Below are 24,641 nucleotides of genomic sequence, written 5' to 3' on the forward strand. Positions count from 1 at the left end.
CCAAAATGTGCCGACGACCGAACAATCGGTAGGTGAGGCGGGTCACAGACGACACGTCTCCCGTAGCCGCTCCCACGAGGAGGTGCCGTCATGACGGTCATGGAGCAGCGAGGGGCCTACCGGCCTTCGCCGCCGCCCGCCTGGCAGCCCCGTATGGACCCCGCGCCGCTGCTGCCCGAGGCCGAGCCGTACCGCGTCCTCGGCACGGAGGCCGCCGCCAAGGCCGACCCGGATCTGCTGCGCCGGCTCTACGCCCAGCTGATCCGAGGCCGCCGCTACAACACGCAGGCGACCGCCCTCACCAAGCAGGGCCGCCTCGCCGTCTACCCCTCCAGCACCGGCCAGGAGGCCTGTGAGGTGGCCGCCGCGCTCGCCCTTGAGGAGCGCGACTGGCTCTTCCCGAGCTACCGGGACACGCTCGCCGCCGTCGCCCGCGGCGTCGACCCCGTCGAGGCGCTCACCCTGCTGCGCGGCGACTGGCACACCGGCTACGACCCGTACGCGCACCGCGTGGCCCCCTTGTGCACCCCCCTCGCCACCCAGCTCCCGCACGCCGTCGGGCTCGCCCACGCCGCCCGTCTCAAGGGCGACGACGTGGTCGCGCTCGCGATGGTCGGCGACGGCGGCACCAGCGAGGGCGACTTCCACGAGGCCCTGAACTTCGCCGCCGTCTGGCAGGCGCCGGTCGTCTTCCTCGTCCAGAACAACGGCTTCGCCATCTCCGTCCCGCTCGCCAAGCAGACCGCCGCCCCGTCCCTGGCCCACAAGGCCGTCGGATACGGCATGCCGGGCCGCCTGGTCGACGGCAACGACGCCGCCGCCGTGCACGAGGTGCTCAGCGACGCCGTACGGCACGCGCGCGCGGGTGGCGGCCCCACCCTCATCGAGGCGGTGACGTACCGCATCGACGCCCACACCAACGCCGACGACGCCACCCGCTACCGCGGCGACGCCGAGGTCGAGGCCTGGCGCGCGCACGACCCGATCCGGCTGCTGGAGCAGGAGCTGACGACGCGCGGGCTGCTCGACGACGCCGGCATCGAGGCCGCCCGGCAGGACGCCGAGGAGATGGCAGCGGACCTGCGCGCACGCATGAACAAGGACCCCGAGCTCAACCCCATGGACCTCTTCGACCACGTCTACGCCGAGAGCACCGCGCAGCTGCGCGAGCAGCGCGACCTGCTGCGCGCCGAGCTGGAGGCGGAACAGGACGACCAGGAAGGCGACCTTCGATGACCACCGTCGCCGTCAAGCCCGCCACCATGGCGCAGGCGCTGACCCGCGCGCTGCGCGACGCGATGGCCGCCGACCCCGCCGTGCACGTGATGGGCGAGGACGTCGGCACCCTCGGCGGCGTCTTCCGGGTCACCGACGGACTCGCCAAGGAGTTCGGCGAGGACCGCTGCATGGACACCCCGCTCGCCGAGGCCGGCATCCTCGGCACCGCCGTCGGTATGGCGATGTACGGACTGCGCCCGGTCGTGGAGATGCAGTTCGACGCCTTCGCCTACCCGGCGTTCGAGCAGCTCATCAGCCACGTCGCGCGGATGCGCAACCGCACGCGGGGCAGGATGCCCCTGCCGATCACCATCCGGGTCCCCTACGGCGGCGGCATCGGCGGCGTCGAGCACCACAGCGACTCGTCCGAGGCGTACTACATGGCGACCCCCGGGCTCCATGTCGTCACGCCCGCCACCGTCGCCGACGCCTACGGCCTGCTGCGCGCCGCCATCGCCTCCGACGACCCGGTCGTCTTCCTGGAGCCCAAGCGGCTGTACTGGTCGAAGGACTCCTGGAACCCCGAGGAGCCGACGACGGTCGAGCCGATCGGCCGCGCGGTGGTGCGCCGCCAGGGCCGCGGCGCCACGCTCATCACGTACGGACCGTCCGTGCCGGTCTGCATGGAGGCCGCCGAGGCGGCCCAGGCGGAGGGCTGGGACCTCGAAGTCGTCGACCTGCGCTCGCTGGTGCCGTTCGACGACGAGACGGTCTGCGCGTCGGTGCGCCGCACCGGGCGCGCGGTCGTCGTGCACGAGGCGAGCGCGTTCGGCGGACCGGGCGGCGAGATCGCGGCCCGGATCACGGAGCGCTGCTTCCACCACCTGGAGGCGCCGGTGCTGCGCGTGGCCGGCTTCGACCTCCCCTATCCGCCGCCGATGCTGGAGAAGCACCACCTGCCCGGCGTCGACCGGATCCTGGACGCCGTGGCGCGGCTGCAGTGGGAGGCCGAGAGCTGATGGCACAGGTGCTGGAGTTCAAGCTCCCCGACCTCGGGGAGGGTCTCACCGAGGCGGAGATCGTCCGCTGGCTGGTGCAGGTCGGCGATGTCGTCGCCATCGACCAGCCGGTCGTCGAGGTCGAGACGGCCAAGGCGATGGTCGAGGTCCCCTGCCCGTACGGCGGGGTGGTCACCGCCCGCTTCGGCGAGGAGGGCACGGAACTGCCCGTGGGCGCGCCGCTGTTGACGGTGGCGGTGGGCCCGGCCACTTCGGACGGGCCGACCGAGGGCTCGGGGAACGTGCTGGTCGGCTACGGCACGGGAGCGCCCCCGGCGCGACGGCGCAGGGTACGCCCGACGCCCACCGGGTCGTCGGCGCCCACCGGACCGACGGCGCCCGCCGGTTCCTCCGCGGCCACCGGACCGGCGAACGGCTCCGGCGCGAACGGATCCGCGGTCGCCGGCCGGGCCCCGGTCACCGCGGCGTTCGACACGGCGTCCGGCAGCGCGGTTCCGGCCGCCGCACAGGCCCTCGCGCGTGGGACAGCACGGCCCGCGGAGGGTCCCGTCCCCGTGATCTCGCCCCTCGTGCGCAGGCTCGCCCGGGACAACGGCCTGGACCTGCGGCAGCTGGCGGGATCGGGGCCGGACGGGCTGATCCTGCGGGCGGACGTCGAGCACGCTCTGCGGGCCGGCACGGCACTCGCCGCCACGGCGGGCGCCCCGGGTCCGCTCACCGCCCCGGCCGCGCCCGCGGCTGCCGCCGTGCGCTCCTCGGCCGTCGCCGCCGGGGGCACCCGCGTCCCCCTCAAGGGTGTTCGCGGGGCGGTGGCCGACAAGCTCTCCCGCAGCCGTCGTGAGATCCCGGACGCCACCTGTTGGGTGGACGCCGACGCGACGGAGCTGATGCGGGCGCGGGCGGCGATGAACGCGTCGGGGGGTCCGAAGATCTCCCTGCTCGCGCTGCTCGCCCGGATCTGCACCGCCGCCCTGGCCCGGTTCCCGGAGCTCAACTCCACCGTGGACATGGAGGCCAGGGAGATCGTCCGGCTGGACCACGTGCACCTCGGGTTCGCCGCGCAGACGGACCGCGGGCTCGTCGTGCCGGTCGTACGGGACGCGCACGCCCGGGACGCCGAGGGGCTGACCGCGGAGTTCGCGCGGCTGACCGAGGCCGCGCGGACCGGAACGCTGACCCCCGGGGAGCTGACCGGCGGGACCTTCACGCTGAACAACTACGGAGTGTTCGGCGTCGACGGCTCCACGCCGATCATCAACCACCCCGAGGCGGCCATGCTCGGCGTCGGCCGTATCGTCCCCAAGCCGTGGGTGCACGAGGGCGAGCTGGCGGTGCGGCAGGTCGTCCAGCTCTCGCTCACCTTCGACCACCGGGTGTGCGACGGCGGCACGGCGGGCGGCTTCCTGCGGTACGTGGCGGACTGCGTGGAACAGCCGGCGGTGCTGCTGCGGACGCTGTGACCGGTTCCCTGTGATCAGGGGCGGCACGCATACTCGGAGGGTGACCGCCTCCGAGCCCGCCGCCCCCGCTCCCGAGGTGCCGGACGACGCGTCGTCGTCCGGCACGGCCTACGACGCCGTCGTGCTCGCCGGTGGCGCCGCGCGGCGCCTCGGCGGGGCCGACAAGCCCGGCGTGCGGGTCGGCGGCCGCGCGCTGCTCGACCGGGTGCTCGCGGCCTGCGCCGGGGCGCGCACGACCGTCGTCGTGGCCGACCCCCGGCCGACCGCCCGGCCGGTGCGCTGGGCGCGCGAGGAGCCGCCCGGCGCCGGCCCGGTCGCCGCGCTGGACGCCGGCCTGCGGCACACCACCGCGGAGTACGCCGTCGTCCTCTCCGCCGACCTGCCCTTCCTCGAAGAGGGCACGGTCCGGCGGCTGTTGACCGCGCTGCGCGCCGGTGGCGCCGAAGGCGCGCTGCTCACCGACGCGGACGGCCGCGACCAGCCGCTCGTCGCCGCGTACCGCACCGCCGCCCTGCGCCGCGAGCTGGCGGCACTCGCCAACGCCCGGTCCGACGATGCCGGTTCGACGGACGGTCGGGCCGACCGCGGCGGTCTGATCGGGCTGCCCCTGCGCCGGCTGACGGGCGCGCTCGACCTCACCCGCGTCCCGGACCCGCTCGCGTCCTTCGACTGCGACACCTGGGACGACATCGCAACCGCCAGGGCACGCATCAGGGAGCATGGGCACGTGTTGGATGAATGGATCTCCGCAGTCAAGGACGAGCTGGGCATCGACCTGGACGTCGACACCGGCGTCCTGCTCGACCTCGCCCGCGACGCCGCGCACGGCGTGGCCCGGCCCGCCGCCCCGCTGACCACCTTCCTCGTGGGCTACGCGGCCGCACTGGGCAAGGGGGGCCCCGAGGCGGTCGCCGAGGCCGCCGCCAAGGCCACCGCGCTGGCCCTGCGCTGGGAGGAGGAGAACGCCGCCCCCCAGCCGTCCTCCGGGACCGCCGCCGGGCCCGCCCCCACGGCACCCGCCCAGCCCGACCCCGGTCCGGACGCGGGATGACCGCCCCCGGCACCCGGACCGGCGAGCCCAGCGAGGACACCGACGACCTCGACGTCGAGGAGGCGCTCGCCCTCGTGAGGAACCCCAAGGCGGACCACGGCCACGGCGACCGGACACCCGCGTCCCCGTCCGCGCCCGCCCCGCACGGCCAGGGCGCGTCCGACGACCGTCACCACCGGGCCACCGCCTGGCCCCGGGCCCGCGAGATCGCCGCACGCGCCGCCCGTTCCGGCACCCGCCGCGCCCCCGTCTCCGTACCGCTCGGCGACGCCCTGGGCCTCGTCCTGGCCGCTTCTCTCGACGCACTCACCGATCTCCCCTCCTTCGACACGTCCGCGATGGACGGCTGGGCGGTCGCCGGGCCCGGCCCCTGGGCCGTACGGGACGAAGGCGTGCTGGCCGGGCACGCGCGGCCCGAGAGGCTGACCGACGGCGAGGCGGTACGGATCGCGACCGGCGCCCGCATCCCGGCCGACACGACCGCCGTGCTGCGCAGCGAACACGGCCGCACCGACGGCAAGGGCCGGCTGCACTCCTCGCGTGAACTCGGACACGGCCAGGACATCCGCCCGCGCGGCCAGGAGTGCCGCACCGGCGACCAGTTGCTGCCCGTCGGCACCCTGATCACGCCGGCCGTACTGGGCCTCGCCGCAGCCGCCGGATACGACACCGTGACCGTCGTCCCCCGCCCCCGCGTCGAAGTCCTCGTCCTCGGTGACGAGTTGCTGACCGAGGGGCTGCCGCGCGAGGGGCTGATCCGCGACGCTCTCGGCCCGATGCTGCCCTCCTGGCTGCGCGCGCTCGGCGCCGAGGTCACCGCCGTACGTCGGCTCGGCGACGACGCCAAGGCCCTGCGCAAGGCGCTCACCTCGTCCAACGCCGACCTCCTCGTGACGACCGGCGGCACCGCCTCCGGGCCCGTCGACCACGTCCACCCCACGCTGGCACGCATCGGCGCCGAACTCCTCGTCGACGGCGTCAAGGTGCGCCCCGGCCACCCCATGCTGCTGGCGCGCATCCGGGAGAACCAGCACCTCGTGGGGCTGCCCGGAAACCCACTCGCGGCCGTCTCCGGCCTGCTCACGCTCGCCGAACCCCTGCTGCGGACCCTCGCCGCGCACCCGGCGCCCGAGCCGTACGCGCTGCCCCTGCGGGAGACGGTGCACGGGCATCCGTACGACACCCGGCTCATCCCCGTGATGCTGCGCGGTGACGGTGCCCGACCGCTGCACTACAACGGCCCGGCGATGCTGCGCGGCATCGCCGCCGCCGACGCGCTCGCGGTCGTACCACCGGGCGGTGCCCGGCAGGGGCAGGAGGTGGAGCTGCTGGACCTGCCGTGGGCGGCCGCCGGAATCGGGGTGTGTTTCACGTGAAACAACCGGGCCACGACGCCATCGCCCGCCCGGCGGACGAGCCGCTGGTCACCCATCGGGTGAAACTCCCGAAGAAGGTGGTCGAGCGCCCGATCCGCCAGGTCGCCAAACGGCTGTCGCTGGCCCTGCTGGTGCTGGTCGGCACCGCGCTCATCGTCTACGCCGACCACGACGGCTACCACGACAACTCCGACGGCCCCGTGGACTTCCTCGACGCGCTCTACTACGCGACGGTCACCCTCTCCACCACGGGATACGGCGACATCACCCCGGTGAGCGACGGCGCTCGGCTCACCAACATCTTCGTCATCACGCCCCTGCGCGTGTTGTTCCTGATCATCCTGGTCGGCACCACGCTGGAAGTCCTCACCGAACGCACCCGGGAGGAATGGCGACTGAACCGCTGGAGGTCCACCGTGCGCGACCACACCGTCGTCATCGGCTTCGGCACGAAGGGGCGGTCCGCGATCGAGACCGTGTGCGGGGCGGGGCTGAGGAAGGACCAGGTCGTCGTGGTCGACCCCAGCACGAAGGTGATCGACGCGGCGACGGCGGACGGCTTCACGGGCGTGATCGGTGACGGGACACGCAGCGAGGTGCTGAAGCGGGCCGAGGTGGAGAAGGCGCGGCAGATCGTCGTCGCTCCGCAGCGCGACGACACCGCCGTCCTGGTTACGCTCACCGCCCGGCAGCTCAACCGGCGGGCGAAGATCGTGGCCGCGGTGCGCGAGGAGGAGAACGCGCCGCTGCTCAAGCAGTCCGGCGCGGACGCCGTCATCACCAGCGCCAGCGCGGCCGGCCGGCTGCTCGGCCTGTCGGTGCTCAGCCCGGCAGCCGGCATGGTCATGGAGGACCTCATCCAGCAGGGCAGCGGCCTCGACCTCATGGAGCGCCCTGTCGTCAAGGCCGAGGTGGGCAAGGGGCCGCGCGAGACCGACGACCTGGTGGTGAGCGTCGTGCGCGGGCACCGGGTGCTCGGTTACGACGATCCGTCCATCGGCGCCCTCCAAGTGACGGACCGTCTGATCACGATCGTGCGGGCGACGCCGGGCGCGAGGGTCACCTCGGACATGCGGCCGCTGCCGCGGGACTGAACCGGCCCGAGGAGGCCGACCCGGCCGAGCGGGACGCACCAGGACCCGGCGGGGCGAGCGGGACCAGCGGGGTGGTGAGGGGCAGGGCGGGGCTCGGCGGAGGCCGGGTCGGTGGGGAGTAGCGTCGGCTCCATGCATGCGATCACGATTCCCGAACCTGGTGGGCCCGAGGCGCTGGTGTGGGACGAGGTCCCCGATCCGGTGCCCGGCGAGGGCGAGGTGCTGGTCGAGGTGGTGGCCAGTGCCGTCAACCGGGCCGACGTCCTGCAGCGGCAGGGTTTCTACGACCCGCCGCCCGGCGCGTCCCCGTACCCCGGACTGGAGTGCTCCGGCCGGATCGCCGAGCTCGGCCCGGGGGTCTCCGGCTGGGCCGTCGGCGACGAGGTGTGCGCGCTGCTCTCGGGCGGCGGCTACGCCGAGAAGGTCGTCGTCCCGGCGGGGCAGCTGCTGCCGGTCCCCGAGGGCGTGAACCTCACGCAGGCCGCCGCGCTGCCCGAGGTGGTCTGCACGGTGTGGTCGAACGTCTTCATGATCTCCCACCTGCGGCCCGGGGAGACCTTCCTGGTGCACGGCGGCTCCAGCGGCATCGGCACGATGGCGATCCAGCTGGCCAAGGCGGTCGGCGCGAAGGTCGCGGTCACGGCCGGTTCGAAGGAGAAGCTCGACCGCTGTGCCGAGCTGGGCGCCGACATCCTGGTCAACTACAAGGAGCAGGACTTCGTCGCCGAGGTGCGGGAGGCCACCGGCGGAGCGGGTGCCGACGTCATCCTCGACAACATGGGCGCCAAGTATCTGGACCGCAACGTCCAGAGCCTCGCCGTCAACGGCCGACTCGCGATCATCGGTATGCAGGGCGGTGTCAAGGGCGAGCTGAACATCGCCGCGCTCCTCAACAAGCGGGCCGCCATCAGCGCGACCTCGCTGCGCGCCCGTCCGGCGACCGAGAAGGCGGCCATCGTCGCGGCCGTGCACGAGCACGTGTGGCCGCTCCTCGCCGCCGGTCACGTCCGCCCGGTCGTCGACCGTGAACTGCCCATGCCGCAGGCGGCGGAGGCCCACCGCGTCCTGGAGGAGAGCGGCCACATCGGCAAGGTGCTGCTGGTGGCGCCGTAGCGCGGTCGGCGGTGTCCTACCCCCTGCGCACCCGCAGTGCCACGAACGCCAGGCCCAGGCCGAGGCCGATCAGGACCAGGCCGCTGCCCAGGGGGAGGATCCGCAGGACGGGCTCGGAGGCGTCCTCACCGGCGTGGGTGACCGTGTCGTGCGCCTGGCGCGGCGGGACGGCCGAGGGCACCAGTCCGGCCTCCCGGGGCGTGTCGGAGGCGGCCGGGGCGGACGGGGCGTCCGACGTCCCGGGGGCGGTCTCGTCGCCCTCCCCGGGATCGGCTGCCTCCTGGGAGGCGCCGCCGTCCTGGTCGGCCGAGGTGTCGTCCTGGTCGCCCTCGATCTCCTCCGCGGGCCCGTCCGGCCGCCCCGGCCGCACCTTCCCCTCACCGGCCAGGCTCCCGGCCCGCGAGGGCTCGGCGGAGGCGGAGGCGGAGGCGGAGGCGGCGCGGGACGAAGGGGAGCGGGAGCCGGACGGGGAGCCCGCGGGCACTCTCGAAGAAGAGCCCGAAGAAGAGCCCGAAGAAGAGCCCGAAGGAGAGCCCGAAGGAGAACCCGCGGGGGAGCCCGAGGGGGTCGACTCGGCGGCGTACGACGCGGTGGCACCGTACGGCAGGACGACCGCCGCGAGGACGAGCAGCAGCCGTGCAACGCGGAACGTGCAGCGCAGCCAGGGAGTCACGTCGCCGACTCCTTCCGGGAGCCCAGTCGCCAAGACCGACGCAGACAAGCCTCACATTCGACCACCGAACCGGCATTCTGGATTCCGCCGTCAGGTCTAAACGGTGGATCACCCCCCATGGGGGGCACCACGGTGGTGAGGTGTACGGGTGCGAGAGAATGGCGGCATGGAGATGCCGAGGAACGAAAGGTCGCCGGAGAACCCTCAGATCCTGGTCCTGGGCCAGGACGGCATGGCGCTCGGTGGCACAGGAGACGAGGACTCCCGCGAGACCCCGGTGACGGATCAGGTGGAGCAGCCCGCCAAGGTCATGCGGATCGGCAGCATGATCAAGCAGCTTCTGGAGGAAGTGCGCGCGGCTCCCCTGGACGAGGCCAGCCGGGTCCGGCTCAAGGAGATCCACGCGAGCTCGGTGAAGGAGCTGGAGGACGGCCTGGCACCGGAGCTCGTCGAGGAGCTGGAGCGGCTCTCCCTGCCCTTCACGGACGACGTGACCCCGAGCGACGCGGAACTGCGCATCGCACAGGCCCAGTTGGTGGGCTGGCTGGAGGGTCTCTTCCACGGGATCCAGACCACGCTGTTCGCCCAGCAGATGGCCGCGCGGGCCCAGCTGGAGCAGATGCGCCGGGCGCTTCCGCCGGGCGTGGGCGACGGCCAGGACGACCAGCGCACCGGCGGCCGCACGGGCGGACCGTACCTGTAGACCCCCATCCACCACAAAGGGCCCGGCACAGCCTGCCGGGCCCTTTCCTACGCGCGCGGTCCCCCGTGCGGGAGTCCGGGGGTCAGCCGGTCGCTGGGTTGCCCGTCGAGACGTTGAGCTGGATCTCGACGTTCTTCGGGTCGACGTCCGAGTCGGCGGCCGGGAACTGGGTGATCACCGTGCCGTCGCCGTACGTGTTCTCGTCGACCGGCACCGTCTTGACCCGCCAGCCCGCGGCCTGCGCACAGGCCTTGACCGACTTGATGTACTTGAACCGGAAGTCCGGGAGCCGGACCTTGTTCGGGTCGTCGTAGGACTCGGTCGGCTCGGTGCACTCGGTGGTTTCGAGCGTCTTCGAGGTGTCCGGACCGCGGTAGCCCGCCGCGTGCGACGACGGGGCCGAGGCGCTCGCGCTGCTGTCGCCGCCCTTGGGGTCGTCGCCGCCGCCGGTCTTCAGTGACAGCGCGACGATCAGGCCGGCGACCGCGACGAGGGACACCACGACGGAGCCGATGATCACCGACTTGTTGCTCTTGCGGCCGCCCCCGCCGGAGCCCTGGACCGTGGTCTGGGGCGTGATGCTGTACGGCGGCGGGGTCGATGGCGCCTGCTGGCCGTACGCGGCGGGCGGCGTCGGGTAGCCACCCTGCTGCGGGTAGCCGTAGGCCGGGGACTGCGGCGTGGGCGCCGGGGTGCCGTACGGGTTCTGGACCGGGGCCGGCTGGTACGGCGTCTGGACGGGCCCGGTGGGCGCCGGGGTCGCCTGGTCGACCGGCGGGAACACCGCGGAGCCGACGCCGGCGCCGCTCGGCGTGGGCGCGCCCGGCACGATGCTCGGCGGGGCCGCCTGGAAGGAGGCGGCGACGCGCAGGCACTCGTCGCGCATCGACTCGGCGGTCGGGAAGCGCTCGTTCGGGTTCTTCTTCAGCGCGCGGGCGACCAGCGCGTCCACGGCCGGGGGCAGCGAACGGTTGACCGAGGACGGGGCGACCGGCTCCTCCTGCACATGCGCGTATGCGATGGCCAGCGGGGAGTCCGCGTCGAACGGCAGCCGTCCGGTGACCAGCTGGAACAGCATGATGCCGACCGAGTAGAGGTCGGAGCGGGCGTCCACGCCCCGGCCGAGCGCCTGCTCCGGGGAGAGGTACTGCGGGGTGCCGACGACCATGCCCGTCTGCGTCATCGACGTGACGCCGGACTGCATGGCGCGGGCGATGCCGAAGTCCATGACCTTGACGACGCCGCGCTTGGTCATCATGACGTTGCCCGGCTTGATGTCGCGGTGGACCAGCCCCATCTCGTGGCTGATCTCCAGCGCGGCCAGCACGTCCGCGGTGACCTTCAGGGCCTTGTCGGCGGGCATCGCGCCCTGCTCCCGGATGTCCGCGTCGAGGACGGAGCCCAGCGGGCGGCCCTCGATGTACTCCATGACGATGTACGGAGTGGTCATCCCGTCGAGGTCGTCCTCGCCGGTGTCGAAGACCGAGACGATGTTGGTGTGCGTGAGCTTCGCCACGGCCTGGGCCTCGCGGCGGAACCGCTCGCGGAAGGCCTGCTCGCGACCGAGCTCGGTGTGCAGTGTCTTGATCGCGACCTGGCGGTCGAGCACGGCGTCGTACGCCAGGTGCACCGAGGCCATGCCGCCCTCGCCGAGCAAGTCGCGCAGCTGGTAGCGGCCGCCGGCCAGCGCCCGACCCGCGTACCGGCCCTGTGCGCCGTCCACGCTCATGTTTCCGCGTCCCCCACTAGGCCGTCAGGCGCCCTCGTTGATCGAATGAGCCATTCCCGGCCAAGTCTGCCCCAGGGCACTGACACGTCAAGCTCGGTGCCCGTTCCGTGACCGTACGCGAAAGAAGCGTCGCGGAAGCGTTACAGCGGCCGTACGCCCAGTACACAGAATTTGCACGACAGCGCGTGCTGGGGGTTTCATGACCGGTCCGGTCGGGCCGGTCCCCGTACCCAACTCGGACCGGGGGCTTGCGCGGAGGCTGTAGCGTGGCCGAGGGAGACCGTAACAACACCGCGCGCACCGCGGGCAGAAACGACGGCGAGGACTGATGGCACAGACGCAGCGCGCCCAGGGCCCGTCCGACCCCGAGGCGTCCGGCGGAGGCATGTCAGACGCGCCGGAGATGTGGGGCAACGGAGGGCTGGTCGGCGACGGCCGGTACCGGCTGACCCACCGGCTCGGCCGGGGCGGCATGGCCGAGGTGTTCGCCGCCGAGGACGTACGGCTGGGCCGGACCGTCGCGGTGAAGCTGCTGCGCGCCGATCTCGCCGAGGACCCGACCTCCAAGGCCCGCTTCACGCGCGAGGCCCAGTCGGTGGCCGGCCTCAACCACCACGCGATCGTCGCCGTGTACGACTCCGGCGAGGACTACGTGGGCGGCCAGTCCGTCCCGTACATCGTGATGGAGCTGGTCGAAGGCCGCACCATCCGTGATCTGCTGCTCAACGCCGAGGCGCCCGGGCCCGAGCAGGCCCTGATCATCGTCTCCGGTGTGCTGGAGGCCCTGGCCTACTCGCACCAGCACGGCATCGTGCACCGCGACATCAAGCCCGCCAACGTCATCATCACCAACAACGGCGCCGTCAAGGTGATGGACTTCGGCATCGCCCGCGCCCTGCACGGCGCGTCCACCACGATGACGCAGACCGGCATGGTCATGGGCACGCCCCAGTACCTGTCGCCGGAGCAGGCGCTCGGCAAGGCCGTCGACCACCGTTCCGACCTGTACGCGGTGGGCTGCCTCGTGTACGAACTGCTCGCGCTGCGGCCCCCGTTCACCGGTGAGACCCCGCTGTCGGTGGTCTACCAGCACGTCCAGGACATCCCCACGCCGCCGTCCGAGGTCTCCGACGCCGTTCCGCCGGAGCTCGACGGCCTGGTCATGCGCTCGCTCGCCAAGGAGCCGGACGACCGCTTCCAGACGGCCGAGGAGATGCGCGGCCTGGTCCAGTACGGCCTGCAGATGCTGTACGACCAGGGCGGCCACACCGGCACCTGGAACACCGGCCCGGTGACGCTGCACGAGGGCCGGCACACCCCGGCGGGCGGCTTCGCCGGCACCACGGCGATGCAGCACCCCGGCGACTTCGGCTCCGGCACCACCCAGATCCCGCAGCCGATCCTGCCTGGCGGGTACGGAAACCGCGACGACGGCGGTTTCGAGGGGCACGGCAACAGGGGCAGCGGCCGCGGCAAGCTGTGGATCCTCGCCGTCCTCGCGGTCATCGCGATCACGGTGGGCGTGGCGTGGGCGGTGAAGCACACGGGCAACGGCGGCGGCACGGGCACCACGCACTCGCCCACGAGCACGCACAGCACGAAGGACGAGAAGGCCAGCGAGAGCCCGTCCGACGAGCCGACGGACCAGCCCACGGACACGGCCACGGACGACAGCACCGACACGGGCGACAACTCCAGCTACGAGCCGTCGTACACCCCCTCGTACACGCCGTCCCAGACGGCCACCAGCGACCCGACCGACGAGCCGTCGGACCCGACGACCTCCCAGCAGCAGCCGACGGATCCGGGGACCGCGACGCAGTCGCAGCCCTCGGACCCGCAGACGGACCCGACGGGAGACCCGGGACAGGGTTCGCTGGACCCGGGTAATCCTTGAAGGACGCCGTCTGAGCCGTCGCCCCTGGCCGGCTGAGACGTCACGAGAGTTCATCGGGACCTTCGCGTTCTGCGGGTTCATTCCACGAACGCGTCGCACACCGCGTCGTACTCGCGCGTCCACCACACGGCGAGCGCCGAGGCGGCCGGGAACTGGGGGTCCGCGCGGGTGTCGCCGCGCTCGTAGTGCCAGCGCAGCATCCAGAAGTCGTTCAGGCGCTCCCACCACACGCGGTGCACTGCCGCCGCGAGCTCGGAGGGAGTGGCCCTGGCCGCGCGCCGGTACGCGCGCGCGTAGGCCCGCACCTTCGACAGGTCGAGGGCGCCCGCGGGCCGTACGAAGAAGATCGCGGCGGCGCGGACGGCCTCCTCGGCGCGGGGCTGCACACCGAGCCGGTCCCAGTCGACGATCGCGGCGGGCGCGTCCCCCTTGTACAGCAGGTTGAAGGGGTGGAAGTCGCCATGCACCCAGCCCACCGAGGCGCCGCGCGGAGGGCGCCGGTCCGCGTGCTGTTCGAGGAGCGCGCGGCGTTCGAGCAGCCGGTGCCGGGCCAGGGCGTCGAAGGCGTCGGACGGGCGGTGGCGGCGGACGTGGGCGAGCAGGTCGTCGATGAGGGCGAAGGTGTCGGCGGGGTCGGCGCTCCGCACGGGGTGGGGGCTCGTGGCGGGGCGCGTGCGCCCCTTGGGGGGCATCACGCGCTCCAGACAGGCGTGTACGGCGCCCAGGAGCGCCCCCAGGCGCGCGCACTGCACCGGAGTCAGCTGGCCGCCGTGGCGGTGCCTGCCGTCGATCCAGGGGTGCAGGGCGTAGGCGTGGCCGCCGACGACGGCGACGGTGCGGCCGTCACGGTCCGCGAGCGGCGGGGCGACCGGGACGCCGAGGGCGGCCAGGCGCTGGGTGGCGGCGTGCCGGCGCTCGATTGCCACCGGGTCGGCGGTGTCCGGGTCGAAGTGGTGCTTGAGGAAGTAGCGGCCGCGGGTCGTGCACAGGCGGTAGCCGCGGTTCAGCAGGCCCTGTTCGACGGGGTCGCAGGTGACCGCGGAACCGGCGGCGTACAGGCGGAGCAGATCGCCCAGAGGGGGCGCGTGAGACACAGGGGGTGGTACACATGAGCGCGGCACGCGCCAGATGGTAGGGCACCAGCCAGGGCCGTGAGCTGGGGGTTGTCACAGGCAGTCGCATTCGTTCACAGTACGTGCCCGAAGTGACGCCGGGGTCTCACGGCGGGCCCCGCCGATCAGGGACATGACGAGACGGGGCCGCGTGGCCGGAATGTGCGCTGATTTCGGCCTTCGCGCGTGCGAGCAGTGTCACAGGTTGACTCTTCCCGTGTCCGGGGTGCCCGGGATAACGTGCCCTAGCTCCGGCCTCCTGCAAGGCTGTGACCAGCGACCTTCCAGTCCCTGTCGATTTACTTGGAAATCCAAGCAAAAACGCAGGTCAGGAGGGGTTTCACAGAAATGTGGAGCACTGGGTAACGTGACCTGGTGCAGGGCGCTCGCCGGGGCACCTGTCACGCCTGTTCCCGGCCGAGCGGCACCCACCCCGTGCACGGGTTTCGGAACAGGTGAGCCGCACTGGCCTACCCGGCAACCCCGGGGGCCGGACCGACGGAGGAGCACACGTGACCGTGGACAGCAGTGCCGCGAGCAAGCCGCGTCGCAGCGCCGCAGGCAAGGCCGGCACCACCGGCACCAAGCGCACCACCCGCGCCGCTGCGAAGAAGAGCACCGATCCGGAGCTCGTGCAGCTGCTGACGCCTGAGGGCAAGCGGGTCAAGAACGCCGAGTACGACGGGTACGTCGCCGGCATCACCCCGGACGAGCTGCGCGGCCTGTACCGCGACATGGTGCTCACCCGCCGCTTCGACGCCGAGGCCACCTCGCTGCAGCGCCAGGGCGAGCTGGGCCTGTGGGCCTCGCTCCTGGGCCAGGAGGCCGCCCAGATCGGCTCCGGCCGGGCCACCCGCGAGGACGACTACGTCTTTCCGACCTACCGCGAGCACGGCGTCGCCTGGTGCCGCGGTGTCGACCCGACCAACCTGCTCGGCATGTTCCGGGGTGTGAACAACGGCGGCTGGGACCCGAACAGCAACAACTTCCATCTCTACACGATCGTCATCGGCTCCCAGGCGCTGCACGCCACGGGCTACGCGATGGGCATCACCAAGGACGGCGCCGACTCCGCGGTCATCGCCTACTTCGGTGACGGCGCCTCCAGCCAGGGCGACGTGTCCGAGGCGTTCAACTTCTCCGCGGTCTACAACGCCCCCGTCGTGTTCTTCTGCCAGAACAACCAGTGGGCCATCTCCGAGCCGACCGAGAAGCAGACCCGGGTGCCGCTGTACCAGCGCGCCCAGGGCTTCGGCTTCCCCGGGGTGCGCGTCGACGGCAACGACGTCCTCGCCTGCCTCGCGGTCACCAAGTGGGCGCTGGAGCGCGCCCGCGCCGGTGAGGGCCCGACGCTGATCGAGGCGTACACGTACCGCATGGGCGCCCACACCACCTCCGACGACCCGACCCGTTACCGCCACGACGACGAACGGGCCGCCTGGGAGGCGAAGGACCCGATCCTGCGCCTTCGCCGGTTCCTGGAGTCCGCAAACCACGCGGACGAGGGATTCTTCGCGGAACTCGAAGCGGAGAGCGAGGCGTTGGGCAAGCGGGTGCGCGAAGTGGTCCGTGCCATGCCGGACCCGGACGACTTCGCCATCTTCGAGAACGCGTACGCGGACGGGCACTCGCTCGTCGACGAGGAGCGAGCCCAGTTCGCCGCCTACCAGGCGTCGTTCGCGGACGCAGAAGGGGACAAGTGACATGGCCGAGAAGATGGCGCTCGCCAAGGCGATCAACGAATCCCTGCGCACGGCGCTGGAGTCCGACCCCAAGGTCCTCGTCATGGGTGAGGACGTCGGCAAGCTCGGCGGTGTCTTCCGGGTGACGGACGGCCTGCAGAAGGACTTCGGCGAGAGCCGGGTCATCGACACCCCCCTCGCCGAGTCCGGCATCGTCGGCACCGCGATCGGCCTGGCCCTGCGCGGCTACCGCCCGGTGGTGGAGATCCAGTTCGACGGCTTCGTCTTCCCGGCGTACGACCAGATCGTCACGCAGCTCGCGAAGATGCACGCCCGCTCCCTGGGCAAGGTCAAGCTGCCCGTCGTCATCCGTATCCCCTACGGCGGCGGCATCGGCGCGGTCGAGCACCACTCCGAGTCCCCCGAGGCCCTGTTCGCGCACGTGGCCGGCCTCAAGGTCGTCAGCCCCTCGAACGCGTCGGACGCGTACTGGATGATGCAGCAGGCCATCCAGAGCGACGACCCGGTGATCTACTTCGAGCCCAAGCGGCGCTACTGGGACAAGGCCGAGGTCAACACCGAGGCGATCCCCGGTCCGCTGCACAAGGCCCGCGTGGTGCGTGAGGGAACCGACCTGACCCTCGTCGCGTACGGCCCGATGGTGAAGCTCTGCCAGGAGGTCGCCGCCGCGGCCGCCGAGGAGGGCAAGTCGCTGGAGATCCTGGACCTGCGTTCGGTCTCCCCGCTCGACTTCGACGCGATCCAGACCTCGGTGGAGAAGACCCGCCGGCTGGTCGTGGTCCACGAGGCACCGGTGTTCTTCGGTTCGGGCGCGGAGATCGCCGCCCGCATCACGGAGCGCTGCTTCTACCACCTGGAGGCCCCGGTGCTCCGCGTGGGCGGTTACCACGCCCCGTACCCGCCGGCGCGTCTGGAGGAGGAGTACCTGCCGGACCTGGACCGGGTGCTCGACGCCGTCGACCGTGCCCTGGCGTACTGAGGAGAGGGTCGTGACGACGATGACGGAAGCGTCCGTACGCGAGTTCAAGATGCCCGACGTGGGCGAGGGACTCACCGAGGCCGAGATCCTCAAGTGGTACGTCCAGCCGGGCGACACGGTGACCGACGGTCAGGTGGTGTGCGAGGTCGAGACCGCGAAGGCGGCCGTCGAACTCCCCATCCCGTACGACGGCGTGGTCCGCGAACTGCGATTCCCCGAGGGCACCACGGTCGACGTGGGCACGGCCATCATCGCGGTGGACATCGCTGGCGGGGCGCCCGCCGAGGCGCCCGTGCCTGCCCCCACCGAGGCATCCGTGCCGGCGCCCGCCGAGCAGCCGCAGGCCGAGCAGCCCGAGGCCGAGCCGAAGCCGCAGGGCCGTCAGCCGGTCCTGGTCGGCTACGGCGTCGCGGCGTCCTCGACCAAGCGCCGCCCGCGCAAGGGTCCCGAGACGGTGTCCGCTCAGGCCGCGCAGGCGATCCAGGGCGAGCTGAACGGCCATGGCCCCGGCGCCGCCGCCAAGGTGCGCCCGCTGGCCAAGCCTCCGGTGCGCAAGCTCGCGAAGGACCTCGGCGTCGACCTGGCGACGGTGATCCCGTCGGGCCCGGACGGCATCATCACCCGTGAGGACGTGCACGCGGCGGTCGCCCCGCAGGCCGCCGAGGCTCCCGCGGCCCCGTCGGCTCCCGCCCCGGTGCCGGCGGCCCCGGCCGCTGTCGCCGCGTCCGCCCCGGTGGTGACGTTCGACGGCGCTCGCGAGACCCGGATCCCGGTCAAGGGCGTCCGCAAGATGACCGCCCAGGCGATGATCGGCTCGGCGTTCACCGCGCCGCACGTCACGGAGTTCGTGACGGTGGACGTGACGCGCACGATGAAGCTGGTCGAGGAGCTGAAGCAGGACAAGGAGTTCCAGAGCCTGCGGGTCAACCCGCTGCTGCTGATCGCCAAGGCCCTGCTGGTCGCCATCAGGCGCAACCCGGACATCAACGCGTCCTGGGACGAGGCGAACCAGGAGATCGTGCTCAAGCACTACGTCAACCTGGGCATCGCCGCGGCCACCCCGCGCGGTCTGATCGTCCCGAACATCAAGGACGCGCACACCAAGACGCTCCCGCAGCTCGCGGAGGCCCTCGGTGAGCTGGTGTCGACGGCACGCGAGGGCAAGACCTCCCCGGCCGCGATGCAGGGCGGCACGGTCACCATCACCAACGTCGGCGTCTTCGGCGTCGACACCGGCACCCCGATCCTCAACCCCGGCGAGTCCGCGATCCTCGCGATCGGCGCGATCAAGCTCCAGCCGTGGGTGCACAAGGGCAAGGTGAAGCCGCGCCAGGTCACCACGCTGGCGCTGAGCTTCGACCACCGCCTGGTGGACGGCGAGCTGGGTTCCAAGGTGCTGGCGGACGTGGCGGCGATCCTGGAGCAGCCGAAGCGGCTGATCACCTGGGCCTGACCCGCACGCACAGCGAAACGCCGCCGGCGGTCACCCACGGGACACGGGTCCCGGGTGACCGCCGACGGCGTTTGCGGGCGGGTGTCAGCCCAGCCGGGCGAAGCCGTAGCTCATCAGCCTCTTCGCGTCCGACTCGCGCTGCGCGATGGAGGTGGAGGCGAGGACGGTGCCGATGACCGTCTTGCCGTTGCGGGTGGCGGCGAACACCAGGCAGTACCCGGCCTCGGGGCCGGAGCCGGTCTTCACGCCGATGGTTCCGCTGTAGCTGCTGAGCAGCCCGTTCGTGTTGGTCCACGGCGCCATGGTGCGGGTGGTGCCCGTCTTGGTGATGGTCTTCGCCGTGTACGACTTCGTCTTCACGACCGTGCGGAACGTGGAACTCTTCATCGCGCTGCTGGCGATCTTCGTCAGGTCGCGCGGCGTCGAGTAGTTGGAGCCGTTGCCGATGCCGTCGAACGAGTCGAAGTGCGTGTTCGTCAGGCCGAGGTTCTTCGCGGCCGTGTTCATCTTGCCGATGAACGACTTCACGCGCGCGGCCCGCGTCGTACCCGAACCGAACTTGTCGGCGAGCGCGTAGGCGGCGTCGCAGCCGGACGGCAGCATCAGCCCGTACAGCAGCTGGCGGACGGTGACCTTGTCACCGACGATCAGGTGCGCCTGGGAGGCGTTGTTGGCGACGACGTAGTCGCTGTAGGCCTTCTGGATCGTCACCTTGGCGTCGAGGTTGAGGTTCGACTGGGCGAGCACGACCTTCGCGGTCATGATCTTCGTCGTCGAGCCGGTGGAACGCCTGGTGTCCGCGTACTTCTTGTACAGCGTGGTGCTGTTCGCGTTGTTCATGACGTAGCCGCCCTTGGCCACGATCGAGGGCGCGGTGACGGCCTGCGCGGGCGCCGCGGTGAGGGCTCCGGTCGCGAGCACCGCGCCGGCTGTGACGGCGACAGCGGCGGCTCTGCGGACCCGAATGCCCTTGATGCCGTTTATCAAGTCAGATACCCCAATTAAATTGAATGCCCGTTATGTGCGGCCGAGTTGAGGTGGCATAGGAGCAGGGCCGCACGTGTGTGACACGTAAGTAGCACAGATGGTTGTGCCATTGCTGAGAGGAATTTCGCGGCCCCCAGCCCGGTCCGCATGACGGACGCGCCCTCCCCTTGCGTACGTGATGTATCTATGCTGTGGGCATGAGCCTGGCCGTGAAGCACCCTCCCGCCGCCGACCGCGTCTACAGCCACGTCAAGCAGGGCGTCCTGGACCGCCGCTACGAGGGCGGCACACTGCTCACCGAGGGCGAGCTGGCCGAGGCCGTCGGGGTCTCGCGCACCCCGGTGCGGGAGGCGCTGCTGCGGCTCGAGGTCGAGGGGCTGATCAAGCTCTACCCGAAGAAGGGCGCCCTGGTCCTGCCCGTCTCCGCGCAGGAGATCGCCGACGTGGTGGAGACCCGGCTGCTCGTGGAGGAGCACGCGGCGCGCAAGGCCGTACCCGCCGCTCCGCGCCTCATCGAGCGTCTGGAGGAACTGCTCGGTCGGCAGAAGGAGCAGGCCGCCGCCGGTGACCTGGCCGCGGCCGCGGTCACCGACCGGTGCTTCCACGCCGAGATCGTGCGCAGCGGCGGCAACGAGATCCTCTCCCGCCTCTACGACCAGCTGCGCGACCGCCAGCTGCGGATGGGCGTCGCGGTGATGCACTCCCACCCGGACCGGATCGCCAAGACACTCACCGAGCACGAGGAGATCCTCGACGCGCTGCGCGCCGGGGACGCGGAGGCGGCCGTCGCGGTCGTACACCGGCATGTGAGCTGGTTCTCGCACCTCGCGCGAGGTGAGGTCCGATGACCAACTCCACCCTTCCGGGTGACCCGCCGGGCGGCCGTCGCGCCGTCGCCATATGGGGGATCGGCGTCTGCGTCTACTTCGTCGCCGTCATCTTCCGGACGTCCCTCGGGGTCGCCGGCCTCGACGCGGCCGACCGCTTCCACGTGGGCGCCTCCGCCCTGTCGACGTTCTCCATCCTCCAGCTCCTGGTCTACGCCGGCATGCAGATACCCGTGGGCCTGCTGGTCGACCGGCTCGGCACGAAGAAGGTGCTGAGCATCGGCGCGGTCCTGTTCACGGCCGGGCAGCTGGGCTTCGCCTTCTCCCCCTCGTACGGCACGGCGCTCGCCTCCCGCGCACTGCTCGGGTGCGGTGACGCGATGACGTTCATCAGTGTGCTGCGGCTGGGCACCCGCTGGTTCCCGGCGCGGCGCGGACCGCTGGTCGCGCAGTTCGCGGGCCTGGTCGGCATGGCGGGCAACCTGATCTCCACACTGGTGCTGGCCCGGCTGCTGCACGGCCTGGGCTGGACCCCGGCGTTCGCGGGCAGCGCGCTGGCCGGCGCGGTCGTCCTCGTCCTGGTCCTCCTCTTCCTGAAGGACCACCCCGAGGGCCACGAGCCGGAGCCCTTCCCGCATCGGGGCTCGGCCTACGTCCGCCGGCAGATAGCCGCGTCCTGGCGGGAGCCCGGGACACGGCTGGGTCTGTGGGTGCACTTCACCACCCAGTTCCCGGCGATGGTGTTCCTGCTGCTGTGGGGCATGCCGTTCCTGGTCCAGGCGCAGGGGCTGTCCCGTTCCACGGCCGGCGACCTGCTGACGCTCGTCGTCCTGTCCAACATGGTGGTCGGTCTGGTGTACGGCCAGATCGTCGCCCGGCACCACGCGGCGCGGCTGCCGCTCGCCCTGGGCACGGTCATGGCGACCGCCCTCGCCTGGGCGGCGGCCCTCCTCTATCCCGCCGACCGGGCGCCCATGTGGCTGCTGGTGGTGCTGTGCACGGTGCTGGGCGCCTGCGGTCCGGCGTCCATGATCGGCTTCGACTTCGCCCGCCCGGCCAATCCGCCGGAGCGTCAGGGCACCGCGTCCGGGATCACCAACATGGGTGGTTTCACCGCCTCGATGACGGCCCTGTTCGCGATCGGCATCCTGCTGGACGCCACCGGGGACGACTACACCGTCGCCTTCTCGACCCTGTTCGTCCTGCAGGCACTGGGCGTGAGCCAGATCCTGCGGCTGCGCGGACAGGCCGCGCGCCGCGAGGAACGGCTGGTGGCGAGCCGGGTGGAGACGGTGCACGTCCCCGCGTGAGTCAGAGGGCCGGTACGAGGGTGAGATAGGCGAGGCCGAGGATGCCCCGGTAGCTCAGCCACTGTGCGCGGTGCCGGTCGAGCCGTTCGCGGGTCTCGGCCGCCAGCGGGTGCTCCGGGTGGGCGGCGAGCCATACCTCGGTGTCCGCCTGGTACGCCGACTCGAACGCCTCCCACTCGTCCCGGTTCGCGGTCTCGGTCCACTCGGGCCGGAAACCGGCGGCCACGGCCAGGTCGAGGAGGCGGGCGAGGTCGTAGTGCTGCTCGGCGGCCGCGTCGGGCCACATGCCGGACAGCTCGGCGGGCGTCGGCCGCCGCTCCCAGAACCCCTCGCCGAGGACCACGCGACCGCCGTCGTCGACGAGCCGCCGCAGCTCGCGCAGGGCGTGGAGGGTGTGCTCCGGGGGTTCCGCCGGACTGAGAGCCTGGCTCGCGCCGAGACACAGCACCAGGTCGGCGGGCCCGCGTCGGGTGCCCACGGCCGATTCCCTGACGAACTCCACCCGGTCCGCGAGCCCGCGCGCCTCGGCGTTGCGTCGTCCCCGCTCCAGGTCTTCGGCGCGCAGGTCGACACCCGTGCCACGGGCATCCGGTACGGCCTCGAGCACCCGGAGCATCAACTCGCCCCAGCCGCACCCGATGTCGAGCACGCTGCGGGGCCGCGCCTGCGCGAGCCGCCCCACCATCGCGTCCGCGCGGGCCTCGGAGAGAGGGCCGTGAAAGGTGAGCCGGGTGAGCCGGGGCGGGAGGTCGGCACCGGGGGCATCGGCGTCGGCGCCGACGACGGAGTCAGTCATGCCGCGCACGCTAGTTCGAGGCCCCCGCACGGGGACACCGAATATCGCCGACGGCACGACGGCACGACGGCACGACGGCACGACGGCACGACGGCACGACGGCACGACGGCACGACGGCACGACGGCACGACGGCACGACGGCACGACAGCACGACGGCACCATCGGACCGACACCACGAGCAGACCGACGGCACGAGCAGACCGACGGCACTGGACCGGCGTCACGACCTGGCCGGCGTCACGCCGTGGGCGGCGCGCTACTGCGTCACGGTGAAGTTCCGCAGGATCGCCGCGGCCAGGTCCGGGTCGCCCTCCGTCTTGATCCGGTCGGCGACCGACTCCGCGGTCACGCGGCCGCAGGCCAGCCGGACGTACGTCTCCCAGTCCAGGGTGAGGCCGGCGGCGGGGCCGAGGGCGGGGGCCGTCTCCAGGGTGCCGCGCCCCTGGATGTCGACGCGGATGGTGCGCAGGAACTCGATGGGCCCGTGCACGTCGAAGACGACCGCGGAACTGCGCGGGGCGTTCGCGTCGTTGGCGACGACACCGGGGAGTTCGCCGAGCAGCACGTCCCGGGTGATGTGCGCGCCCGGCGAGTCGAGGTTGCCCGGCCGGCCGAGGGCCGCGCGCAGGTCCTGCTCGTGCACCCACACGTCGAACGCGCGGTAGCGCATGGCCTCTTCGAGGGTGATCTCGGTGCCGAGCGGCCCGCGCACCTTGTGACCGGGCTCCCGCGCCTCGTTGCGCAGCTGCCGGTTGCGGCGGATGACCGTGTACTCCAGCTCCGACGTCATCTCCGGTGCCGTGTGGTGGCGGCGGACGTCGACCTGCATCTCCATGTAGCGCTGGTGCTCGTTGGTGACGTGGAAGAGGTCACGGGGCAGCGTGTGGATGGGGCGCGGGTCGCCGAGCATCTCGCAGTCCAGGCCGATGACGTGCGAGACGATGTCCCGGACCGACCAGCCCGGGCAGGGGGTCCGCCGGTTCCACTCGCCCTCCACAAGGGGCTGCACCAGTTCGGATATCGCTTCGATGGAGTGGGTCCACGCGTCGGCGTAGGGCTGGAGGGTGGGATGCAGACTCACGGAACGGGACCCCTCGGCGGTCGGTACACGGGCGGGTTGTGGCGGGGTTGCCAGTGGGAGGTGGCGGCTGTCGGCGGGTGTCTTGAGCCTCCCCCAATTCTCGACTTCGCTCGAACCGGGGGGACCCCCAAGTTACGCTGCTGTGAGGCACCCCGGCAGTGCTTTCGTGTGACGATCGTAGGCCCGAGTGGACGGCTCGAATGCCAGGACGGTGGTAGTGTGCGCGCCTCTCTGATCCAGATCGCCGTAGACGAGGGCGAATCGGTCGAATCCCGTCGGGCCCGAGTGGCCGGGTTGGTCCGGGACCAGGCCGGGGCCGATCTCGTCGTACTGCCGGAGCTGTGGACCACCGGAGCCTTCGCGTACGAGGAGTTCGGGCGCGAGGCCGAGCCGCTCGAAGGCCCCACCCACGAGGCGATGGCGAAGGCGGCGAGCGACGCGGGCGTCTGGCTGCACGCGGGGTCGATCCCCGAGCGCGACCCGGACGGTCCCCTCTACAACACCTCGCTCGTCTTCTCCCCCTCCGGCGACCTGGTCGCGGCCTACCGCAAGATCCACCGCTTCGGCTTCGACAAGGGCGAGGCCGTGCTGATGGGCGCGGGTCAGGATCTGGTGACGGTCCGGCTCCCGGCCACCGCCCTGGGCGTCGCCACCTGTTACGACCTCCGTTTCCCCGAACTCTTCCGCGCACTGGTCGACGCCGGCGCCGAGACCCTGGTGATCCCGGCGGGCTGGCCCGAGCGCCGTCGTGCGCACTGGACGCTGCTGGCCCAGGCGCGGGCGGTCGAGAACCAGGCGTTCGTGCTCGCCTGTGGAACGGCCGGCACCCACGCCGGGGTTCCGCAGGCGGGTCACTCGATCGTGGTCGATCCCTGGGGCGAGGTCCTGGCGGAGGCGGGCCCCGACGAGGAGGTCCTCACCGTGGACTTCGACCCGTCCCGGGTCGCCGCGACCCGCGAGCAGTTCCCCGCGCTGAAGGACCGGGTCCTCGGACTCCAGCCGCCCAGGCGCTAGGCGACAGGCGCACCGGAAGCCGGAAGCCGGAAGCCGGAAGCGGC

21 protein-coding genes are annotated in these 24,641 nt (G+C 72.2%); 15 read left to right on the forward strand and 6 right to left on the reverse strand.

Annotated elements, in window-relative coordinates; all coding sequences use genetic code 11:
- The first annotated feature begins 90 nt into the window (after positions 1–90).
- The 7 genes from pdhA (ACWGKT_RS12390) to ACWGKT_RS12420 all read left to right on the forward strand — a co-directional run bounded on the left by pdhA (ACWGKT_RS12390) (position 91) and on the right by ACWGKT_RS12420 (position 8,331).
- Positions 91–1,236, forward strand: coding sequence for a pyruvate dehydrogenase (acetyl-transferring) E1 component subunit alpha (gene pdhA, locus ACWGKT_RS12390; protein ID WP_453273514.1), 1,146 nt, complete (start codon positions 91–93; stop codon positions 1,234–1,236).
- Complete coding sequence (locus tag ACWGKT_RS12395; protein ID WP_453273515.1) at positions 1,233–2,237, forward strand: alpha-ketoacid dehydrogenase subunit beta; 1,005 nt, start codon at positions 1,233–1,235, stop codon at positions 2,235–2,237. Before pdhA (ACWGKT_RS12390) ends, ACWGKT_RS12395 begins: the two co-directional genes overlap by 4 nt.
- On the forward strand, positions 2,237–3,697 hold the full coding sequence (locus ACWGKT_RS12400) for a dihydrolipoamide acetyltransferase family protein (protein ID WP_453273516.1): 1,461 nt from the start codon (positions 2,237–2,239) through the stop codon (positions 3,695–3,697). The genes ACWGKT_RS12395 and ACWGKT_RS12400 overlap by 1 nt, the downstream gene beginning before the upstream one ends.
- A 40-nt stretch (positions 3,698–3,737) precedes the next feature.
- A complete protein-coding gene (locus ACWGKT_RS12405) occupies positions 3,738–4,748 on the forward strand; it encodes an NTP transferase domain-containing protein (protein WP_453273517.1) in 1,011 nt (336 codons plus the stop codon).
- Complete coding sequence (locus ACWGKT_RS12410; protein WP_453273518.1) at positions 4,745–6,124, forward strand: molybdopterin molybdotransferase MoeA; 1,380 nt, start codon at positions 4,745–4,747, stop codon at positions 6,122–6,124. The genes ACWGKT_RS12405 and ACWGKT_RS12410 overlap by 4 nt, the downstream gene beginning before the upstream one ends.
- Positions 6,121–7,218, forward strand: coding sequence for a potassium channel family protein (locus ACWGKT_RS12415; protein ID WP_453273519.1), 1,098 nt, complete (start codon positions 6,121–6,123; stop codon positions 7,216–7,218). Before ACWGKT_RS12410 ends, ACWGKT_RS12415 begins: the two co-directional genes overlap by 4 nt.
- A 132-nt stretch (positions 7,219–7,350) precedes the next feature.
- A complete protein-coding gene (locus tag ACWGKT_RS12420) occupies positions 7,351–8,331 on the forward strand; it encodes an NAD(P)H-quinone oxidoreductase (protein WP_453273520.1) in 981 nt (326 codons plus the stop codon).
- A gap of 16 nt (positions 8,332–8,347) precedes the next feature.
- Here the strand turns inward: ACWGKT_RS12420 and ACWGKT_RS12425 are convergent, their stop codons facing one another.
- Positions 8,348–9,004 carry a hypothetical protein gene (locus tag ACWGKT_RS12425; RefSeq protein WP_453273521.1) on the reverse strand — a complete coding sequence of 219 codons (657 nt, stop codon included), beginning with the start codon at positions 9,002–9,004 and terminating at the stop codon, positions 8,348–8,350.
- 166 nt (positions 9,005–9,170) lie between these two features.
- Here ACWGKT_RS12425 and ACWGKT_RS12430 point away from each other — a divergent pair, with 166 nt between their 5' ends.
- Positions 9,171–9,707 (forward strand): bacterial proteasome activator family protein, encoded by a 537-nt coding sequence (locus tag ACWGKT_RS12430; RefSeq protein ID WP_356146202.1) that lies wholly within the window; start codon positions 9,171–9,173, stop codon positions 9,705–9,707.
- Between the two features lie 82 nt (positions 9,708–9,789).
- Here the strand turns inward: ACWGKT_RS12430 and ACWGKT_RS12435 are convergent, their stop codons facing one another.
- A complete protein-coding gene (locus ACWGKT_RS12435) occupies positions 9,790–11,436 on the reverse strand; it encodes a protein kinase domain-containing protein (protein ID WP_453273522.1) in 1,647 nt (548 codons plus the stop codon).
- Positions 11,437–11,764: 328 nt separating this feature from the next.
- Here ACWGKT_RS12435 and ACWGKT_RS12440 point away from each other — a divergent pair, with 328 nt between their 5' ends.
- Positions 11,765–13,333, forward strand: coding sequence for a protein kinase domain-containing protein (locus ACWGKT_RS12440; RefSeq protein WP_453273523.1), 1,569 nt, complete (start codon positions 11,765–11,767; stop codon positions 13,331–13,333).
- Positions 13,334–13,410: 77 nt separating this feature from the next.
- On the opposite strand, the gene ACWGKT_RS12445 is transcribed toward ACWGKT_RS12440, so the two are convergent.
- Positions 13,411–14,427, reverse strand: coding sequence for a phosphotransferase (locus ACWGKT_RS12445; RefSeq protein WP_453273524.1), 1,017 nt, complete (start codon positions 14,425–14,427; stop codon positions 13,411–13,413).
- A 530-nt stretch (positions 14,428–14,957) separates the two neighbouring features.
- Between ACWGKT_RS12445 and pdhA (ACWGKT_RS12450) the strand changes: the two genes are divergently transcribed.
- Genes pdhA (ACWGKT_RS12450) through ACWGKT_RS12460 form a run of 3 tightly spaced genes read left to right on the forward strand, consistent with a single transcriptional unit; the run spans position 14,958 to position 18,580 of the window.
- Positions 14,958–16,148 carry a pyruvate dehydrogenase (acetyl-transferring) E1 component subunit alpha gene (gene pdhA / locus ACWGKT_RS12450; RefSeq protein ID WP_356146190.1) on the forward strand — a complete coding sequence of 397 codons (1,191 nt, stop codon included), beginning with the start codon at positions 14,958–14,960 and terminating at the stop codon, positions 16,146–16,148.
- Between the two features lies 1 nt (position 16,149).
- Positions 16,150–17,127 carry an alpha-ketoacid dehydrogenase subunit beta gene (locus ACWGKT_RS12455; protein WP_356146189.1) on the forward strand — a complete coding sequence of 326 codons (978 nt, stop codon included), beginning with the start codon at positions 16,150–16,152 and terminating at the stop codon, positions 17,125–17,127.
- A gap of 10 nt (positions 17,128–17,137) precedes the next feature.
- Positions 17,138–18,580, forward strand: coding sequence for a dihydrolipoamide acetyltransferase family protein (locus tag ACWGKT_RS12460; protein WP_453273525.1), 1,443 nt, complete (start codon positions 17,138–17,140; stop codon positions 18,578–18,580).
- 84 nt (positions 18,581–18,664) lie between these two features.
- Here ACWGKT_RS12460 and ACWGKT_RS12465 read toward each other — a convergent pair whose 3' ends face one another.
- On the reverse strand, positions 18,665–19,567 hold the full coding sequence (locus ACWGKT_RS12465; protein ID WP_453273526.1) for a D-alanyl-D-alanine carboxypeptidase family protein: 903 nt from the start codon (positions 19,565–19,567) through the stop codon (positions 18,665–18,667).
- A 197-nt stretch (positions 19,568–19,764) separates the two neighbouring features.
- On the opposite strand from ACWGKT_RS12465, the gene ACWGKT_RS12470 reads away from it, so the two are divergent.
- The gene (locus ACWGKT_RS12470) at positions 19,765–20,415 is read left to right on the forward strand and encodes a GntR family transcriptional regulator (RefSeq protein ID WP_356146180.1); all 651 of its coding nucleotides are present in this window, start codon (positions 19,765–19,767) and stop codon (positions 20,413–20,415) included.
- Positions 20,412–21,704, forward strand: a complete 1,293-nt coding sequence (locus ACWGKT_RS12475) for an MFS transporter (RefSeq protein WP_453273527.1) — start codon at positions 20,412–20,414, stop codon at positions 21,702–21,704. Before ACWGKT_RS12470 ends, ACWGKT_RS12475 begins: the two co-directional genes overlap by 4 nt.
- Position 21,705: 1 nt before the next feature.
- Here the strand turns inward: ACWGKT_RS12475 and ACWGKT_RS12480 are convergent, their stop codons facing one another.
- Complete coding sequence (locus tag ACWGKT_RS12480; protein ID WP_453273528.1) at positions 21,706–22,500, reverse strand: SAM-dependent methyltransferase; 795 nt, start codon at positions 22,498–22,500, stop codon at positions 21,706–21,708.
- A 258-nt stretch (positions 22,501–22,758) separates the two neighbouring features.
- On the reverse strand, positions 22,759–23,583 hold the full coding sequence (locus ACWGKT_RS12485; protein WP_453273529.1) for a maleylpyruvate isomerase family mycothiol-dependent enzyme: 825 nt from the start codon (positions 23,581–23,583) through the stop codon (positions 22,759–22,761).
- A gap of 219 nt (positions 23,584–23,802) precedes the next feature.
- On the opposite strand from ACWGKT_RS12485, the gene ACWGKT_RS12490 reads away from it, so the two are divergent.
- The gene (locus tag ACWGKT_RS12490) at positions 23,803–24,597 is read left to right on the forward strand and encodes a carbon-nitrogen family hydrolase (protein WP_235451846.1); all 795 of its coding nucleotides are present in this window, start codon (positions 23,803–23,805) and stop codon (positions 24,595–24,597) included.
- Positions 24,598–24,641: the final 44 nt, after the last annotated feature.

The organism is Streptomyces sp. NPDC054794, from assembly GCF_053611585.1.

What these genes read in the sequence shown, in the direction of transcription:
- pdhA (WP_453273514.1), top strand. Translation starts at nt 91, where the DNA reads ATGACGGTCATGGAGCAGCGAGGGGCCTACCGGCCTTCGCCGCCGCCC.
- ACWGKT_RS12410 (WP_453273518.1), top strand. Translation starts at nt 4,745, where the DNA reads ATGACCGCCCCCGGCACCCGGACCGGCGAGCCCAGCGAGGACACCGAC.
- ACWGKT_RS12440 (WP_453273523.1), top strand. Translation starts at nt 11,765, where the DNA reads ATGGCACAGACGCAGCGCGCCCAGGGCCCGTCCGACCCCGAGGCGTCC.
- ACWGKT_RS12480 (WP_453273528.1), bottom strand. Translation starts at nt 22,500, where the DNA reads ATGACTGACTCCGTCGTCGGCGCCGACGCCGATGCCCCCGGTGCCGAC.
- ACWGKT_RS12430 (WP_356146202.1), top strand. Translation starts at nt 9,171, where the DNA reads ATGGAGATGCCGAGGAACGAAAGGTCGCCGGAGAACCCTCAGATCCTG.
- ACWGKT_RS12400 (WP_453273516.1), top strand. Translation starts at nt 2,237, where the DNA reads ATGGCACAGGTGCTGGAGTTCAAGCTCCCCGACCTCGGGGAGGGTCTC.
- ACWGKT_RS12420 (WP_453273520.1), top strand. Translation starts at nt 7,351, where the DNA reads ATGCATGCGATCACGATTCCCGAACCTGGTGGGCCCGAGGCGCTGGTG.
- ACWGKT_RS12455 (WP_356146189.1), top strand. Translation starts at nt 16,150, where the DNA reads ATGGCCGAGAAGATGGCGCTCGCCAAGGCGATCAACGAATCCCTGCGC.
- ACWGKT_RS12395 (WP_453273515.1), top strand. Translation starts at nt 1,233, where the DNA reads ATGACCACCGTCGCCGTCAAGCCCGCCACCATGGCGCAGGCGCTGACC.
- ACWGKT_RS12470 (WP_356146180.1), top strand. Translation starts at nt 19,765, where the DNA reads ATGAGCCTGGCCGTGAAGCACCCTCCCGCCGCCGACCGCGTCTACAGC.
- ACWGKT_RS12435 (WP_453273522.1), bottom strand. Translation starts at nt 11,436, where the DNA reads ATGAGCGTGGACGGCGCACAGGGCCGGTACGCGGGTCGGGCGCTGGCC.
- ACWGKT_RS12475 (WP_453273527.1), top strand. Translation starts at nt 20,412, where the DNA reads ATGACCAACTCCACCCTTCCGGGTGACCCGCCGGGCGGCCGTCGCGCC.